At 45.7% G+C, this 15,798-nt stretch carries 19 protein-coding genes and 1 rRNA gene; 11 read left to right on the top strand and 9 right to left on the bottom strand.

Annotated elements, in window-relative coordinates; all coding sequences use genetic code 11:
* Positions 1–406: ribosomal RNA gene (locus tag SD53_RS08700) — 16S ribosomal RNA — on the bottom strand; the annotation flags it as partial.
* Positions 407–629: 223 nt separating this feature from the next.
* Between SD53_RS08700 and SD53_RS18605 the strand changes: the two genes are divergently transcribed.
* Positions 630–839: a hypothetical protein gene (locus SD53_RS18605; RefSeq protein WP_131647777.1), complete on the top strand. Its 210-nt coding sequence runs from the start codon at positions 630–632 to the stop codon at positions 837–839.
* Between the two features lie 211 nt (positions 840–1,050).
* Positions 1,051–1,542, top strand: a complete 492-nt coding sequence (locus tag SD53_RS08695) for an RNA recognition motif domain-containing protein (RefSeq protein ID WP_046519843.1) — start codon at positions 1,051–1,053, stop codon at positions 1,540–1,542.
* 1 nt (position 1,543) lies between these two features.
* Here the strand turns inward: SD53_RS08695 and murI are convergent, their stop codons facing one another.
* Entirely contained in the window at positions 1,544–2,332 is a 789-nt protein-coding gene (gene murI, locus SD53_RS08690; RefSeq protein WP_046519842.1) for a glutamate racemase, read from the bottom strand.
* 168 nt (positions 2,333–2,500) lie between these two features.
* Here murI and trmA point away from each other — a divergent pair, with 168 nt between their 5' ends.
* Positions 2,501–3,595, top strand: coding sequence for a tRNA (uridine(54)-C5)-methyltransferase TrmA (gene trmA, locus SD53_RS08685; RefSeq protein WP_046519841.1), 1,095 nt, complete (start codon positions 2,501–2,503; stop codon positions 3,593–3,595).
* On the opposite strand, the gene fabR is transcribed toward trmA, so the two are convergent.
* The gene (gene fabR / locus SD53_RS08680) at positions 3,585–4,193 is read right to left on the bottom strand and encodes an HTH-type transcriptional repressor FabR (protein ID WP_046519840.1); all 609 of its coding nucleotides are present in this window, start codon (positions 4,191–4,193) and stop codon (positions 3,585–3,587) included. The genes trmA and fabR overlap by 11 nt on opposite strands.
* Before the next feature lie 96 nt (positions 4,194–4,289).
* On the opposite strand from fabR, the gene SD53_RS08675 reads away from it, so the two are divergent.
* Together SD53_RS08675 and sthA are read left to right on the top strand one after the other, a co-directional pair.
* Positions 4,290–5,408 (top strand): acyl-CoA desaturase, encoded by a 1,119-nt coding sequence (locus SD53_RS08675; RefSeq protein WP_046519839.1) that lies wholly within the window; start codon positions 4,290–4,292, stop codon positions 5,406–5,408.
* Positions 5,409–5,516: 108 nt separating this feature from the next.
* Positions 5,517–6,932, top strand: coding sequence for a Si-specific NAD(P)(+) transhydrogenase (gene sthA, locus SD53_RS08670; RefSeq protein WP_046519838.1), 1,416 nt, complete (start codon positions 5,517–5,519; stop codon positions 6,930–6,932).
* A 65-nt stretch (positions 6,933–6,997) separates the two neighbouring features.
* Here sthA and hemE read toward each other — a convergent pair whose 3' ends face one another.
* Entirely contained in the window at positions 6,998–8,086 is a 1,089-nt protein-coding gene (hemE, locus tag SD53_RS08665) for a uroporphyrinogen decarboxylase (RefSeq protein ID WP_046519837.1), read from the bottom strand.
* A gap of 283 nt (positions 8,087–8,369) precedes the next feature.
* Complete coding sequence (gene nudC / locus SD53_RS08660; protein WP_046519836.1) at positions 8,370–9,170, bottom strand: NAD(+) diphosphatase; 801 nt, start codon at positions 9,168–9,170, stop codon at positions 8,370–8,372.
* A gap of 149 nt (positions 9,171–9,319) precedes the next feature.
* Between nudC and SD53_RS08655 the strand changes: the two genes are divergently transcribed.
* A complete protein-coding gene (locus tag SD53_RS08655) occupies positions 9,320–9,805 on the top strand; it encodes an Rsd/AlgQ family anti-sigma factor (protein WP_046519835.1) in 486 nt (161 codons plus the stop codon).
* Positions 9,806–9,857: 52 nt separating this feature from the next.
* On the opposite strand, the gene fkpA is transcribed toward SD53_RS08655, so the two are convergent.
* The gene (fkpA, locus tag SD53_RS08650; protein WP_241481777.1) at positions 9,858–10,757 is read right to left on the bottom strand and encodes an FKBP-type peptidyl-prolyl cis-trans isomerase; all 900 of its coding nucleotides are present in this window, start codon (positions 10,755–10,757) and stop codon (positions 9,858–9,860) included.
* On the opposite strand from fkpA, the gene SD53_RS08645 reads away from it, so the two are divergent.
* Together SD53_RS08645 and SD53_RS08640 are read left to right on the top strand one after the other, a co-directional pair.
* The gene (locus SD53_RS08645) at positions 10,712–11,695 is read left to right on the top strand and encodes a WD40 repeat domain-containing protein (protein WP_052749314.1); all 984 of its coding nucleotides are present in this window, start codon (positions 10,712–10,714) and stop codon (positions 11,693–11,695) included. The two genes, fkpA and SD53_RS08645, sit on opposite strands and share 46 nt — an antisense overlap.
* Positions 11,692–11,916 (top strand): SlyX family protein, encoded by a 225-nt coding sequence (locus SD53_RS08640; RefSeq protein WP_046519834.1) that lies wholly within the window; start codon positions 11,692–11,694, stop codon positions 11,914–11,916. The genes SD53_RS08645 and SD53_RS08640 overlap by 4 nt, the downstream gene beginning before the upstream one ends.
* Before the next feature lie 4 nt (positions 11,917–11,920).
* On the opposite strand, the gene SD53_RS08635 is transcribed toward SD53_RS08640, so the two are convergent.
* Positions 11,921–12,127, bottom strand: coding sequence for a YheV family putative zinc ribbon protein (locus SD53_RS08635; protein ID WP_046519833.1), 207 nt, complete (start codon positions 12,125–12,127; stop codon positions 11,921–11,923).
* Between the two features lie 236 nt (positions 12,128–12,363).
* Between SD53_RS08635 and SD53_RS08630 the strand changes: the two genes are divergently transcribed.
* From SD53_RS08630 to SD53_RS18295, 3 genes are all read left to right on the top strand, one after another.
* Positions 12,364–14,277 carry an ABC transporter ATP-binding protein gene (locus SD53_RS08630; RefSeq protein WP_046519832.1) on the top strand — a complete coding sequence of 638 codons (1,914 nt, stop codon included), beginning with the start codon at positions 12,364–12,366 and terminating at the stop codon, positions 14,275–14,277.
* A complete protein-coding gene (locus tag SD53_RS08625) occupies positions 14,249–14,758 on the top strand; it encodes a TIGR02444 family protein (protein ID WP_046519831.1) in 510 nt (169 codons plus the stop codon). The genes SD53_RS08630 and SD53_RS08625 overlap by 29 nt, the downstream gene beginning before the upstream one ends.
* Positions 14,759–14,834: 76 nt before the next feature.
* Entirely contained in the window at positions 14,835–14,969 is a 135-nt protein-coding gene (locus tag SD53_RS18295; protein WP_366246848.1) for a DUF3149 domain-containing protein, read from the top strand.
* Between the two features lie 18 nt (positions 14,970–14,987).
* Here SD53_RS18295 and SD53_RS08620 read toward each other — a convergent pair whose 3' ends face one another.
* On the bottom strand, positions 14,988–15,281 hold the full coding sequence (locus SD53_RS08620; RefSeq protein WP_046519830.1) for a hypothetical protein: 294 nt from the start codon (positions 15,279–15,281) through the stop codon (positions 14,988–14,990).
* Positions 15,282–15,341: 60 nt separating this feature from the next.
* A complete protein-coding gene (locus SD53_RS08615; RefSeq protein WP_046519829.1) occupies positions 15,342–15,560 on the bottom strand; it encodes a hypothetical protein in 219 nt (72 codons plus the stop codon).
* Positions 15,561–15,798 lie beyond the last annotated feature (238 nt).

Below are 15,798 nucleotides of genomic sequence, written 5' to 3'. Positions count from 1 at the left end.
CCGAAGGCCTTCTTCACACACGCGGCATGGCTGGATCAGGCTTGCGCCCATTGTCCAATATTCCCCACTGCTGCCTCCCGTAGGAGTCTGGACCGTGTCTCAGTTCCAGTGTGGCTGATCATCCTCTCAAACCAGCTAGAGATCGTCGCCTTGGTGAGCCATTACCTCACCAACTAGCTAATCCCACGTAGGCGCATCCGATAGCATGTGGCCCGAAGGTCCCACACTTTGGTCCGTAGACATTATGCGGTATTAACAGTCGTTTCCAACTGGTATCCCCCTCTATCGGGCAGCTTCCTACGCATTACTCACCCGTCCGCCGCTAGGTCCGAAAACCCCGCTCGACTTGCATGTGTTAGGCCTGCCGCCAGCGTTCAATCTGAGCCATGATCAAACTCTTCAATTAAAGTTTAATTGCTACAAAAGTAGCTGCTCAGTATCACTGACTTAAAACATATTTCTATGTAAGTCACTTCACTGATATATATTCTTTTGCGATTGCTCGCTGCAGAATCTAAACCGTGAGTGCCCACACAGATGATTGATTGCTTATTGTTAAAGAGCATGCTGAACCGTGTTCAGCGGGAGGCGTATCTTACACTTCCCAGAATTTGTGTCAAGGTAGCGGCTTGAAATTATTTATCAAACTCACCCACTCAACCTGCTTCGCTTCACTTTTGAGCCTTTCGACTCCACCGCGCTGCGAGGCGGCCATTTTAGTGATTTTCAATCTCGTGTCAAGCGATGTTTTGCATCATTTTTTACTTCTTTTCAAAACCACCCCAGAGCTGCTTTCGCACCACCCCGTTGGCATGGCGCGCATTATAGGGAGTTTTTGACAGCGTGCAACAGCAAATCTTAGTTTTTTGAGGCTTTGGCGTTCGTTTGCTGGTTAAAGCGGCAATATGGACAAAATAGCTGCAAAAACAATATCAGTAACCCTGCATTTAGTAGTTGGCTGCTTAAGAACTAGTCGCTAATATGAAAGAGCTTTAAGTATTTATATGTATTTACTCTGACTCTTTCATCTTTATTACTTAGGAAATCTTTATGTTAGCTAATTTACAACGATCCTTACCTTTTACTCTGGCGTTAGCCATCATCGTTTATCTGGTTTTAATGTTAACCCCTGATATTGCTTTAAGTGCACCTGTGTTAGTGACGGTAGGTGTAGTGCTGGGTGGTGTCTTAGTGCCCATTCTGATTGAAGTCAAAGGAGCAACTATTGCCAGCACAGGTTCTCCTGCTGCAGCTAAAACAAACTACGACGGTGAAACAGCTACTTTATATGTAGGTAATTTACCTTACCGCGCCAATGAAGATGCGGTACGTGAGTTGTTCCAAAAGTTTGGTGTAGTTGTCAACGTACGTTTGATGAAGGATCGCCAGACAGGTCGTCGCCGTGGTTTTGGTTTTGTTGAAGTGGCAGCCAAAGATGCCAATAAGATGATCCAGAAGTTAAACGACTTTGCGTTCCAGGAACGAACCTTAAAAGTGCGTGAAGCCAAAGAACGTCAGGACGGTGACGATAACGACGAATAAGTTAGTCCTGATATAAATCTGGCCAGCAACTCTGCTGGCCAAATCCCATCAGTCTGACCCTTTCTTTTTGCTGCTCTGTCAGTTCTTCTGTAGCAATAAAACGATCCTGACTCTGCTCTTTATATAAAGGGGTGAGCGCTGCGGTTAAATGTTGCACTCGTCTTGCTATCGCCTCGGCTGTATCAAACAGCTTTGGCGCTTGTGTAAAAGCAGAGCGGATCTCTTCGGCTAAAAAAGGAAAATGCGTACAACCCAGAATAATAGCTTTAGGTGCAAACTGATTTAAGCCACTGTCTTTGATCACCTGAGCCACTGCTGCTTTTACATCAGCACCTGTCCAGACTTTTTGCTCCGCCAGCATCACCAGTTCGCTGCTGCCTACAAATTTCACTGCACTGTTGCCTGCGTAATCCGCAATCAACTTCTTTATATAGCCACCTTTGACAGTAGCCGGAGTGGCCAGCAATGCCATTTTTTCACCAGCGCAATACAAAGCAGCAGGTTTAATGGCTGGTACTACACCAACAAAAGGCAACTCAAACTGCTGACGTAACCAATCGACCGCCTGAGTAGTAGCTGTGTTACAAGCGATCACAATCAGATCCACCTGGTGGGTCAGCAAATGTTCTGTTAGTTGTTTTAAGCGCTGACGGATAAATAATTCCGACTTAGTGCCATAAGGCAGGTACCTGTTATCCATCATATAGAAGTAGTCCGCAGGCACTAACGCACGTACCGCTTCTAAAATAGAAAGACCACCCACCCCACTGTCGATAAAACCTATGCGCATGCCATATCTTCTGAAAAAACTGTCTTAAACTCTCTGGCGCTATTTTGCCAGACATTCGCCCGCTAAGGCAGTTGCTCTGCTACTTTTATCTGCAGCTTGCTTTTGCTGATAGACATTCGGGCAAAAGCCCTTAGAATAGGCCGCTTTTTCGACAACAGGTGACAGGTAATGGCTTTAGGGCAAGTATTTCCGGATTTATATGAAACTCAACTGGCAGAAAAGCAAGCCGGCATACTGCAGCTGTTTGCATCCTATGCGTTGCCAGAGTTAGCGTTATTCCGCTCCGAACCTAGTCACTACCGTCAACGCGCTGAATTTCGGGTCTGGCATGAAGGGGACGATTTGTTCCACATTATGTTTGACTCAGAAACCAAACAAAAACAGCGCATTGATTACTTCCCGGTTGCCTGTAAGCAAATAGCCGATTTTATGCCTGTACTGCTGGAAGAGCTGAAAAAACGTCCAGCACTGCGGAACAAGTTATATCAGATTGATTACCTGAGTGGTTTAAGTGGCGAGCTGTTGGTTTCTCTTATTTATAAGAAACCGCTGAGTGACGACTGGGCTGAGCAAGCCGCTTTATTAAAAGCTGATTTAGCAGAACAATGGCCGCTGGACTTTATTGGCCGTTCGCGCAAACAAAAAGTCTTGGTGCATCGCGACCATATTATTGAAAAGCTGACCGTCAAAGATCGCACTCTAAGTTACCAGCAAATCGAAAACAGCTTTACCCAGCCCAACGCCAAAGTAAATCAGCAAATGCTGGAATGGGCTTGTGACATAGCCAGTCAGCTCAAAGGCGACTTACTCGAACTCTATTGTGGCAACGGTAACTTCTCGCTGGCGCTGACACCTTATTTCCGCCAGGTAGTCGCTACAGAAATTGCCCGCAGTTCGATTAAATCAGCTCAGTTGAATATCGAAATGAATCAGGTGACGAATTTGCAGGTGTTGCAGATGTCGGCTGAGGATGTCAGTGCGGCGATGGCGACAGGTAAACAGCTAAAGACCCTGGATTTATCAGAGTTGCAGCTAGATACTATTCTGGTAGACCCACCACGGGCAGGTTTAGATCCGGCGACCGAAGCTTTTGTCAGCCAGTTTAACGATATTATTTATATTTCATGTAACCCTGTGACTTTGGAACAAAACTTACAGCAGTTGAGTAAAACCCACGAAATCAAAGCTTTTGCTTTGTTTGATCAGTTCCCCTATACCCACCATATTGAATCTGGCGTCTGGTTACGCAAACTTAATCCTTAGGTTTGCGACCATAGCTGGCTGCGCCATGAGCCATCCAGCGTAACTGCATAATAGTACGCTGGGTGATCTGTTTGCGCTGCTCGGCTGTTGCATCCAGCGCATCAGCTCCGGCATGAAAAACTAAAATCACCATAGCTTCAGCCTGCATCTGGGCAAATTCAGCCGGACAATCTGTTTCTTTACGCAAATAATCGGCCAGTTCGGCGCCAAAATGATAAATCTCCCGCGCGACCGCACTTCGAAAAGCCGCTGAAGTACCTGAACGTTCACGCAACAACAAACGAAACACGTTGCTATGGCCTGTGACAAACTCCATAAAAGTTTCAATCGAAGTACGGATCACACTACCATTGGCTTCAATGCGATGCCGGGCCTGGCGCAATAATTGACGAAGCATCAAACCCGCTTCATCAACCAAGGTTAAACCTAATTCATCCATATCTGTAAAATGACGATAAAAAGAGGTGGGCGCTATACCAGCTTCGCGGGCCACTTCGCGTAAACTCAAACTTGAATAACCTTTATCAGCACTAAGCTGTTGAAAAGCTGCGTCTATAATAGCGCGTCTGGTTTTTTCTTTTTGCTGGGCGCGGGTCACGGCTCACTCCTTTTTGCTACTTCCCCATTTTAACGCTTGACCCTGTCACTTTGCACGGCTAAATTAGCTTACAGTTGTAAGCTTAAAGTTCCCGAAATGAATAAACCTCCTATTATCTGGACTAACGTCGTCCTTTTTACCTCTACCTTTCTTATTGCCGCCATCCTGGTTCCCTGGTACGCCATCACCGTTGGCTTTACCCTGACTGAGATCGTCGCCACTATTTTATGTCTGGGCTATTGTGGCATGTCGATCACCGCTGGTTACCACAGACTGTGGGCACACAAAACTTATGATGCGCATCCTGCTTTACAATGGTTTTATGCCATAGGTGGTGCTTTTGCTTTGCAAAACAGTGCTCTGCATTGGTCTTCCGACCACCGTGTGCATCATAAGTTTGTTGACCAGAACGATAAAGATCCTTATTCAGCACAGCGTGGTTTTTGGTTCAGTCACATTGGCTGGATGTTGCGTGAGTACCAAAGCAATACCTATGCCGATTACAGCAATGCCCGCGATTTACAGAATAATAAAATAGTGATGTGGCAACACAAAAACTATTTGCTGCTGACGGTGGCGACTAACTTCGGTATCCCACTGTTTTTAGGCTGGTTAACAGACAGTTATATCGGCATGTTACTGAGTGTCGGTGTGTTACGTTTAGTACTGAGCCACCATTTCACCTTCTTTATTAACTCTTTAGCCCATATTTGGGGTAAGCAGCCTTATACAGACCAAAATAGCGCACGGGATAATGGCATCCTGGCCTTCTTAACCTATGGTGAGGGTTACCACAATTTCCACCATATTTTTGAATACGATTATCGGAATGGCATCAAATGGTGGCATTTCGATCCAACCAAATGGCTGATTAAAAGTTGTTCCTGGTTAGGGCTAACCCGGAATCTAAAAGTATGCCCGCCGGATCGTATCGAGAAAGCGAAAGCCCAGATGCAATTAAAACGTGCACAGGCAAAAGTATCTCATCTGCCGGATGCGGAGTTAGTGCTGCAACGACTTGAGCATGAATATGAGCTGCTGATGGAAAAAATGCATGCGTATTACGATGTGAAAAAAGCACTGCTACAACAGAAAAAACAACAATTGATGCAACAGTACAATGAGTTTGATTTAAAGCAACAACTGCTGGAAGTCAGACAAAATCTGCATTTACAACAAAAACGCTGGCGGCAGTTCACGGCTCAACTGGCTTAAGTGTCTGATAAAAACCGATGAAAGGTGGCATTTGCCGCCTTTTTTATCGCCTTTCATTCAAGATTTCTGATTAAATATAAAGACTGCAGTCAGCGAAGGAATCACCAGGTGGTTAAAGCAACTCAAAGCAAAGCATATGATTTTGATGCAATTATTATAGGTACAGGTCCGGGTGGCGAAGGTGCCGCGATGAATCTGGCGAAAAGTGGCAAAACTGTGGCAGTGATTGAACGTCATCCACAGGTAGGTGGCGGCTGCACGCACTGGGGCACTATACCTTCCAAAGCTTTGCGCCATTCAGTTAGCCGTTATATTGAATACAAGGAAAATCCGCTGTTTCAGATGGAGGATCAATCCTCCAATCTGACCTTTCCGCATATTTTAAAACACGCAGCAGGCGTTATTCGTAAACAGGTACAACTACGCAGTAGCTTTTATGAACGCAACAGAGTCAAAGTCTTTCAGGGTAATGCCTCTTTTGTGGACGCGCACCAAATTCGTCTTGAGCAGGAGGGTTCCCCAGATCAAATCATCTCCGCCGAACATATCATTCTGGCGACAGGCTCTCGCCCTTATCGCCCGCAAAATGTCGACTTCACGCACAGCCGTATTTTTGATAGTGACACTATTTTGTCTTTAACAGACGATGTACGCCATATCATCATTTTTGGTGCCGGCGTGATTGGCTGCGAATACGCTTCGATTTTCCGCGGTTTAGGGGTACGGGTGGATTTGGTTAATACCAGAGACAGGTTGCTCTCTTTTATGGACGCTGAAATCTCTGACGCCTTAAGTTATCACTTCTGGAATTCGGGTGTAACTATCCGCCATGGTGAAGAGTTTGATCGGATTGAGGGCTGCGCTGATGGTGTGATTTTACATCTGCAATCTGGCAAAAAAATGAAAGCAGACTGTATCCTGTTTGCCAATGGCCGTACCGGGAATACTGACAAACTGAATCTGAATGCTATTGGCTTAAAAGCAGATAGCCGTGGTCAGCTCAAAGTCAATGATAACTATCAGACGGAGGTTCCCAACATATACGCAGTGGGGGATGTGATAGGTTATCCAAGTCTGGCCAGCGCCGCATATGATCAGGGCCGTATTGCCGCTAACTCGATTATTCATGGCAACTGCAGCACCTATCTGATTGACGATATTCCGGTGGGTATTTACACCATACCAGAGATGAGTTCTGTCGGTAAAAACGAGCAGGAGTTAACTGCTGCCCGGGTGCCTTACGAGGTGGGCAGGGCTCAGTTTAAACATCTGGCCCGGGCTCAGATTGCCAATACCAGTGTCGGTAGTCTGAAACTACTATTTCACCGTGACACCAAGGAGATCTTGGGTATCCACTGCTTTGGTGAGAGGGCTGCGGAAATTGTGCATATAGGACAAGCCATTATGATGCAAAAAAATGGCGGCAACACCATAGAGTACTTTGTGCACACCACCTTTAACTATCCGACTATGGCAGAAGCTTACCGGGTTGCAGCTTTAAATGGCTTAAATCGTTTGTTTTGAGCCTTGCTCATAAAAAAACGCCAGCTTGAGGCTGGCGTTTTTTTATCGCGAATCAACGAATGAGTCTATTCGTCGTCTTCTGCAATTTCAGTATTCATATGATAAGTACGGCTAAATGACTGTACAGCCTCAATAAAGACACCGGCTTTTTCTGGATCTACATCTGGCGTAATGCCATGGCCGAGGTTAAATACATGGCCTGAGCCCATACCATAACCGTCCAGAATAGCCTGTACTTCCTGACGGATCCGCTCAGGTGTACCCAACAAAATAGAGGGATCCATATTGCCCTGCAGAGCTACTTTATCGCCAATACGAGCACGGGCATGACGAATATCTATAGTCCAATCTAAACCGACACCATCACAGCCAGTCGCTGCAATTTCTTCCAGCCATAAACCACCATTCTTCGTGAACAAGGTGACAGGAACAGGACGACCATCAGCAAAACGGGTTAAACCAGAGACAATTTGCTGCATATAACTTAACGAATACTCACGATAATCGTGTGGCGTTAACACCCCACCCCAGGTATCGAAAATCATCACCGACTGGGCACCAGCCGCAATTTGCGCATTCAGATACAAAATGACACTTTGTGTCAGTTTATCCAGCAGGATATGTACGACTTCCGGCTCTGTGTACATCAGCTTTTTAATTTTAGAGAAGGTTTTGCTGCTGCCGCCTTCAAACATATAGGTCGCCAGAGTCCATGGGCTGCCGGAGAAACCAATTAAGGGTACTTCGCCGTTTAATTCACGGCGAATAGTACGTACAGCATCCATCACGTAACGCAGTTCTACTTCCGGATCCGGCACAGGTAACTGCATCACATCCATAAAGTCGGTCAGTTGTTTGGTAAAACGCGGGCCTTCGCCTTCACCAAAATACAGCCCCATACCCATGGCGTCAGGGATAGTCAAAATGTCACTGAACAAGATGGCTGCATCTAAAGGATAACGTTTTAACGGCTGCAAAGTGACTTCACAGGCTAACTCAGGATTTTTACATAACGACATAAAATCGCCAGCAATAGCGCGAGTCGCTCTGTACTCCGGAAGGTAACGACCCGCCTGACGCATCATCCAGATTGGAGTGCGATCAACAGGTTGTTTCATCAAAGCCCTTAAGTAACGATCATTTTTTAGTTGCATCTATCATCTGCCATCTTTTGATTTATCACTAGTTTATCACTGATGTCCGATCCGTCACTATTTTTTACCTAAGGCTATTTCTTTCTTGGCTGAAAAAAGCTGTTGCCCTGTCAAAATACATCTGTTATAAACTACCTGCGCTAGTAAAGAACAAGAATAAAGAAACTCGTTTTAACGAGTCCACGTAACGTAAGTTACACCTCATTTAAGCCACGTTAGTGGCTTTTTTATTTGCCTGTTATCCAGCATGTACAGAAGTTAAGTCCGTCGGGTTTAATGTTGATTATCGGCCTCCCCTGGCGATGTACTCAATCACTTGGCCCGATAAGGTTGCTACCGTGGGTACTTGCGGTAACTGGTCGACATCAAACCAATGCGCTTCTTCAATTTCGTCCGGCTGACACACCAGTTCACCTGACTTATAGTCAGCGATAAAAGCAGTCATTAATGAATGGGGGAAGGGCCAGGGTTGACTGCCCATATAACGTAAATTGGTGATCTCAATGCCTACCTCTTCTTTAACTTCCCGTACCGCAGCCTGCTCCAGAGTTTCGGCAGATTCGACAAAACCGGCCAATATAGAAAAGAAACCCGTTTTATGCCGGGCTGAGCGGGCCAGTAATAGCTGATTTTTGTCGTTCACCACTGCGATCAATACACAAGGGTTAATACGTGGATAACAACGATGACCACATTTGTGACAAAGCGCGGCCAGCTCCCAGTTCACTAAATGCATAGAACTGCCACACTGACCACAGTAGCGGTGAGTTTGCAAAAACAAAGCGACCTGACAAGCCCTGGCGGCATGTTCAAAAATAGCAGCAGGGTGTTGTAGCAAAACTCTGGCCGAATGCCACTCCTCTTCGGCGTGTGGTCTGTCGGTATAATTCAGTAAGTAGCAATTCACACCCTCGATGGCACCAAGCAAACACACAGACTCGGTACCATCAAGAAATTTTGGTAATTGGTCATACCTACATAAAGGGGGAGCAGCCTCCACAGAAGGCAGCCAGAGTTTGCCCTGACTGACAATAAACCAGTGACCAAACAGGTCGACTGTTGCAGGCACATTGTGCTTAATCATTTTTGTTTTACTCCACCACTGATCTGCGTGAACAGGCGTATGATAGAGCCAAAGACTGAGCTGACCAATAAAAAAGTAGTTGATCTTTATCTGAGAATTCTTTTAATTAGAGGTTTAGAGCAGTAAGTTACTTGAGTAAGGGGAAGTATATGTACACCCGTTTAGAGTCAGCACAACAGAAATGGGGTGGCAGCCTGACAGCTATAGACAACTGGCTGGATGAAAGGCAGCGTCTTATTGTTCGTTATTGTGAGCTGGCTGCATTGCCTCCTTTTGACAAAAAAAGTGGGAATTCTTTGCCTGATCAGGCGGACATTCAGCACTTTTGCCAACTGCTGATGGATTATTTATCCGCAGGTCATTTTGAAGTCTATGAACAAATCGTATCGCAATGTGCCGTGAATGGTCAGGATAGCCGCAAACTGGCAGATTCCTTATACCCGAAGATAGCGCATTCTACAGATATGGCGCTTGAATTTAATGACAAATACGCCGAAGCGGATGGCAAAACTTTATCCACCAACTTTGATCGTGATTTATCTACCTTAGGTCAGGCTTTAGTTGAACGGTTTGATTTTGAAGATGAATTGATCCAGACCTTGCACAACAAGTATTCCAAGGCCATAACCGCTTGAATTAACTTATAAAAAAAGCGACCGAAAGGTCGCTTTTTTATCGGGTTAAGAATTACTTCTTCTCAGCCGGAGCTTCTGCAGCAGGAGCTTCCTCGCCAATGCCTAACAGCTCAACGTCGAATACTAAAACGCTGTTTGCTGGGATAGTTCCCATGTCACGCTCACCGTATGCTAAATCGCTTGGAATAGTGAACTTGAACTTAGAACCCACGCTCATTAACTGAACACCTTCAGTCCAACCTTTGATCACCTGGTTTAATGGGAACTGAGCCGGACCACGTTCTTTTGAACTGTCAAATTCAGTACCATCCACTAAAGTACCAGTGTAATGCACACGTACTACGTCAGTCGCAGCAGGTTTTGGACCATCAGCAGCCTGGATCACTTCGTACTGTAAACCTGATTCAGTCACTTTCACGCCTTCTTTCTTGGCGTTAGTTTCTAAATACGCTTTACCTGCCGCAATATTTTGTTCAGCCTGAGCTTTTGCCACTTCTACTTGTTTTTCGCGGGCTGTCTGTTCCAGCGCCATCATCACTTTCTGAACTTCTTCTTCAGTCAACTGAGACTTACCAGCTAACTGGTCCTGAATACCACGTACTATAGTGTCTGAAGCTAAAGGTAAACCTAACTTCTCATGCTCTTTGATCGTAGTGTCAATAAAACGACCGGCAGATACACCCAGGCTGTAGGATTGTTTTGCAGCATCAGTATCTAAAACTAAAGGTTTTGGCTGCTCAGCTTCTTTGTTACAAGCAGACAAAGTTAAAACGGTAGCCGCAATCAGCGACACCTTAGTTAATAAACGCATGTATTTCTCCAATAAATAAGCAGGTTTGGCTGCAAAATTGTGTTTTAATAAGTTAAAGGTTTTATGCAACGTCCCTATACTAACGGTTTGTGCGAATGACGTTAACCCATAGCGGTAAATATCTGACGATTTTTCTGGCATTTTGTCTCTTTGCCTGCTCAGAAGTTCAACCAAACTCTGTGCGGCAAGTGCTGCACAGTGAAACGCCTTCTTATGGCGCGGCTATTAATGATCAATCAACACTGGTTGCTGTCTCAGCTTTAGATGAAGGAGTTACCGTCTGGGACCTGCAAAAAGACACAGCGTTGTATTCGTTGGGGCACAAGGAAAAAACCGATAATCAGATTTTATCGCTGTCTTTCAGCCCAAGCGGCAGCCATCTGCTGACCGGTGACAGTAAAGACTTTGCGTTATGGCACATGGCAGATGGTCGTAATCTGGGTTTTTGGTCAGTTCAGGACGCGACTATCCGTGACTTGGCGGTGTCTGATTATGGCCGCCATCTGCTGATAGGCCAAAGCGATGGTAAGGTTCAGCACATCACGTTAAGTTCTGGTCGCCGTATTGAGTTTTTGGGCCATAGCGAAAACGTCAACTCTGTTGATATGTCTGCCAATGGACGTTTTGCCTTAACAGGTGCTAATGATCATTTTGCCTATTTGTGGGATACAGAAACAGCGCAGATCATCTATAGTTTTCCCCATCCAAACCGTGTGACTAAAGTAGCGCTGGATCAACAAGGTCGTTATGCCTTTAGTGCCGGCAGTGAATTACAAGGCTTTATCTGGGATTTAAAAACTGGGAAACAAATCAGCCAGTTGGAGTTATCCAGAGCTCAAATCATTACCGCGGCCCGTTTTAGTCCAAATGGCAAATGGCTGGTGACAGGTTCTCCGTCCAGAGCGTTAATTTTATGGGATGTCGCCACGGGGAAAAAAATCCAGCAATGGCAAGTCAGGGCTATTCTCAACAGCAGACCGGCCAGCGCAGTGATCCACGCGGTGGCCTTTTTGAATGACAATCAGATTATCAGTGAAAGTTCCAGTGGTGTAGCCGAAGTATGGGAGATTAAACAATGACAGAGCAAGTGGTTGAGCTACAACAGCAACTTATTGATTTAGAGAGTAAATTGGCATTTCAGGAAGATGTAGTGCAGAGTCTGAACGACGAGTTGCACGAACATCAGAAAAGTATTGAAAAACTACAGCGTCAGGTGATGCTGCTGGCAGAAAAAATCAGCCAGGGCAACGACAGTGGCATACTAAGGTTAGACGAAGAGCCACCACCGCCGCATTATTAATGCATTACTCAGGTTTAAACACGCCTATGACCTGTTCAGCAGCCCGTGCCGCTTTTGCCACCTGCTGTTCAGGTTGTGCCATATGATGACCACATTGCACACATTCCACCTTTTCCACATTGTTTTCAATAAACAACATCAGCGTATCTATGGCCTTACACTGCGGACAAGTTGCTCCGGCAATAAAACGCTTTTTCTTTCTTTCCGTCATGTTTTTACTCTCTTCACTCTGCTTTTATCGCATCAATACCCTGCGTACTTGACGCTGCAGCATTGTTGGCTGCGTTTACTCGCCCCATTCACATAGTGGGCTATGTTCATGGGGTCTCGCGTTCTTGCCGTCGCACTGCAACGCCAATTACTTTGGGTAAAAAACCGCATTCACTCTTGGTTTGTCGCCACTTTGCGATTAGAGTAGCAGCCAATTTTCGTCCAGGTTAAAACACCATGATCCAACTGCAAAACGTCGAATTGCGACGTGGTATTAATTGTTTACTGCAACAGGCCGATCTTACCGTATTTCCGGGGCAAAAGGTCGGAATAATTGGCGCCAATGGCTGCGGCAAATCCAGTCTTTTTGCATTACTGCAACAAAAGCTACAACCTGACGCAGGTTCAGTTTCTATTCCGTCCAGTTGGACTATCTCGACCGTAGCGCAGGAAACTCCGGCACTGGACATCTCCGCTATGGATTATGTGCTGCAGGGCGACGAAAAACTCTACCCACTCCTACAACAGTTAAAAATTACCGATGGCAGCGTCGATTTAGCTGCAGTGCATCACCAGATTGATGCCTTAGATGGCTACAGGGCCGAGGCCAAAGCCGGCGTTTTATTGGATGGCCTGGGCTTTAGCGGTACAGCACAACAACAGAGTGTAAAGTCGTTTTCCGGTGGCTGGCGCATGCGGTTAAACCTGGCCAAAGCCTTAATGCAACCAGCGCAATTATTGTTACTGGACGAACCGACCAACCACCTGGATTTGGACGCAGTATTGTGGCTGGAAAAGTATCTGGGCTCTTTCCCTGGCACATTGTTGCTGATCAGTCACGATCGCGACTTCCTTGATGCAGTGGTTGATAATACGGTGCATATCGACAATCAGACCTTAACCTTATATAAAGGCAACTACAGCCAGTTTGAGCGTCAGCGTGCCGAACATCTGGCGCAGCACCAATCGATGTTTGAAAAACAACAGCGCCAGGTAGCACATCTGCAAAAGTTTATTGACCGCTTTCGCGCTCAGGCCACTAAAGCGAAACAAGCGCAAAGTCGGATCAAAGCGCTGGAGCGTATGACGCTGTTGGCGCCAGCTCATGCTGATTCGCCCTTTCAGTTTGAATTTTTACAGCCTCGCTCTTTACCCAATCCATTGCTGAAGATGGAAAACGTCAAAGCAGGTTATGGTGATACCGCTATTCTGCAGCAGATTAACTTTCAATTACTGCCGGGCAGCCGTATAGGTTTATTAGGCCGTAACGGTGCAGGTAAATCGACGTTGATCAAACTGTTATCCGGCTCTTTAACCCCACAAGCCGGTCAGATCTGGTACGCCAACGGCGTCAGTATTGGTTATTTTGCGCAGCACCAGTTAGAAACCTTAAGACCACAAGATTCGCCACTGCAACATTTAGTGCGTCTGGCGCCTGAAGCTACAGAACAGCAACTACGTGATTATATTGGTGGTTTTGGTTTCCATGGTGACAAAGCCTTGTCACCCTGTGCACCATTCTCTGGCGGTGAAAAAGCCCGTCTGGTGCTGGCCTTATTGGTGTATCAGCGCCCCAACCTGTTGTTATTAGACGAACCGACCAACCATCTGGATCTGGATATGCGCGAAGCCATTGTTATGGCTTTACAGAGTTTTGAAGGTGCCATAGTCGTAGTGTCGCACGATCGGCATTTGCTCAGCAGCACCACAGATGAGTTTTATCTGGTGGCTCATGGCAAGGTCGCACCTTTTGCTGGTGATTTATCCGATTATTATCAGTGGTTACAGCAGGACCAACGCGCCACCAATACAGCCGCGGCGTCCGACGACACCACCACGGCTAACAGCGCACAACAGCGCAAAGATCAAAAACGGCTGGAAGCAGAGCTGCGTGCTTTGCAACGGCCACTGAAGCAAAAAATTGAGAAACTGGAGCAGCAACAAGAAAAACTGCACCAGCAACAACAACATATTGAAACGGCTTTAGCGGATGCCGGCATCTACGACGCAACCCGAAAGGCCGAATTAACCAAAACACTGGCGGAGCAACAAAAAGTTCTGAAGGAATTGTCTGAGGTAGAAGAACAATGGTTCGAAGCCCAGGAAGCATGGGAGCAACAAAGTGCAGAATTCTGGCAAAAAAACGCTTAACCCTGAATCACTCTGGCACTACAGTCTGAGTTTATATCCAGCCGTGAAAGACCTCTGTCTGCAATGGCAGGATAACTTTGGAGTGAATATAAACCTGCTGCTGTTTTTATTGTATCTGGACAAGCAGCAACAAAGTGTCAGTGAAACCCAACTGCAGCAACTGGAAGACTTACTCAAGCATTTCAGTACTGAAGTCACCCAGTCGATCCGGGCTTTGCGCCGAGCCTTACCATCACCATGGCTCGAATCAGATATGCAACAACCTCTTCGACAGCAGTTATTAAGCACAGAATTGGCCGCAGAAAAACTGGAGCAACAATTACTGGTACAACAATTTAATCAACTGAGCCCATGCGACGATCTACTGCCACACAGCCAACTGCTGGATCACTATTTAGTGTTACTGAATGCACCGGCAGAACAATTAGATGCTGAAATTCTTGATCTGTATCAACAAAGCCAGCAGTTACCAGGGCTCTAAAATCCAACTTTGATCTATATCAGGCTTTGCGCTGGCTGATGCTTCTACACTGCAAGTATCAGCAAATAGCGGGGGTATGATGATGAATATTTGGCAAGAGTTCTTAAAAGATCCAGTAATCTTTATTTCTTTTACCGGCCTGGCTTTAGTGATTGGCTTATGTCTGTTTTACGCAGGCTACTTTTTATATAAAACGTCCCATGCGGAGTGAGTGATAAAGAAAGCGCAGTCATTTAGACTGCGCTTTTGTTCCTGCTGTAAGTATTGATTCCACAATTTCTTGAGCACAGCTTAGGCTAATATGATATTTATTTCTGTAATCAACAATAGCTCTGTTTTTGTTAGTAAGCGCCTTTTGGTAAATGAGCTGATCCTCTTCTTTTAAAAGATCTGGTTCACTACATTTGCGCTTGTCTCTCAACTCCAGGTGTTTGTCATCAAGTTTTTGCCACTCGTTACTCACTACGTAAATGCAGAGAGCAATAACAACTATCAACAGAAAGTCAGAGTTATCAAAAGCCATAAGACCTCCTCAACCTGCACACGTCATGAAAACCAAAAACAATGCAGGTTAGTTGACAACCTATTTACCCAGTAACTTGTAACCTGCATAAAACGCTATACCCAGCATGGCCATCGAAACAAATGGTGCGGCCAGAAATGCAGCACCGACACCTATCGTACCCAGTTTAGTTCCGAAAGTAACTGCTCCCAGACCCAAACCATAGCCAAATGCTTCGGCTGATTCGGCCAAGGTACCACCACTCACTTCTTGTATTTCACTCACAGTTAATTCTTTCATGACAGTTCTCCTTGAGATCACGACTTCATTCAACATAGGGAGGGAAACTACGAAACAACATCCCGTTTCAATGCTGTACAGATGTTGTATGGACAGCATAGAATTGGAGCGCATTTAGTTAACAAAATATAAACAATTATGGCTATTCTGCCACTGACAGGGATAAAACAATAATGGACAAACAGTAAGATTGTAGACTTTAGTTGCCAGAGAGCCCGGCACTTACCCCGCTCTTTGT

Origin of the sequence: Rheinheimera mesophila (genome assembly GCF_000986865.1) — a bacterium.
GTDB classification, from domain to species: Bacteria; Pseudomonadota; Gammaproteobacteria; order Enterobacterales; family Alteromonadaceae; genus Pararheinheimera; species Pararheinheimera mesophila.
Note: the sequence above shows the minus strand (reverse complement) of the source record. Positions and strands in the feature narration are given on the sequence as shown.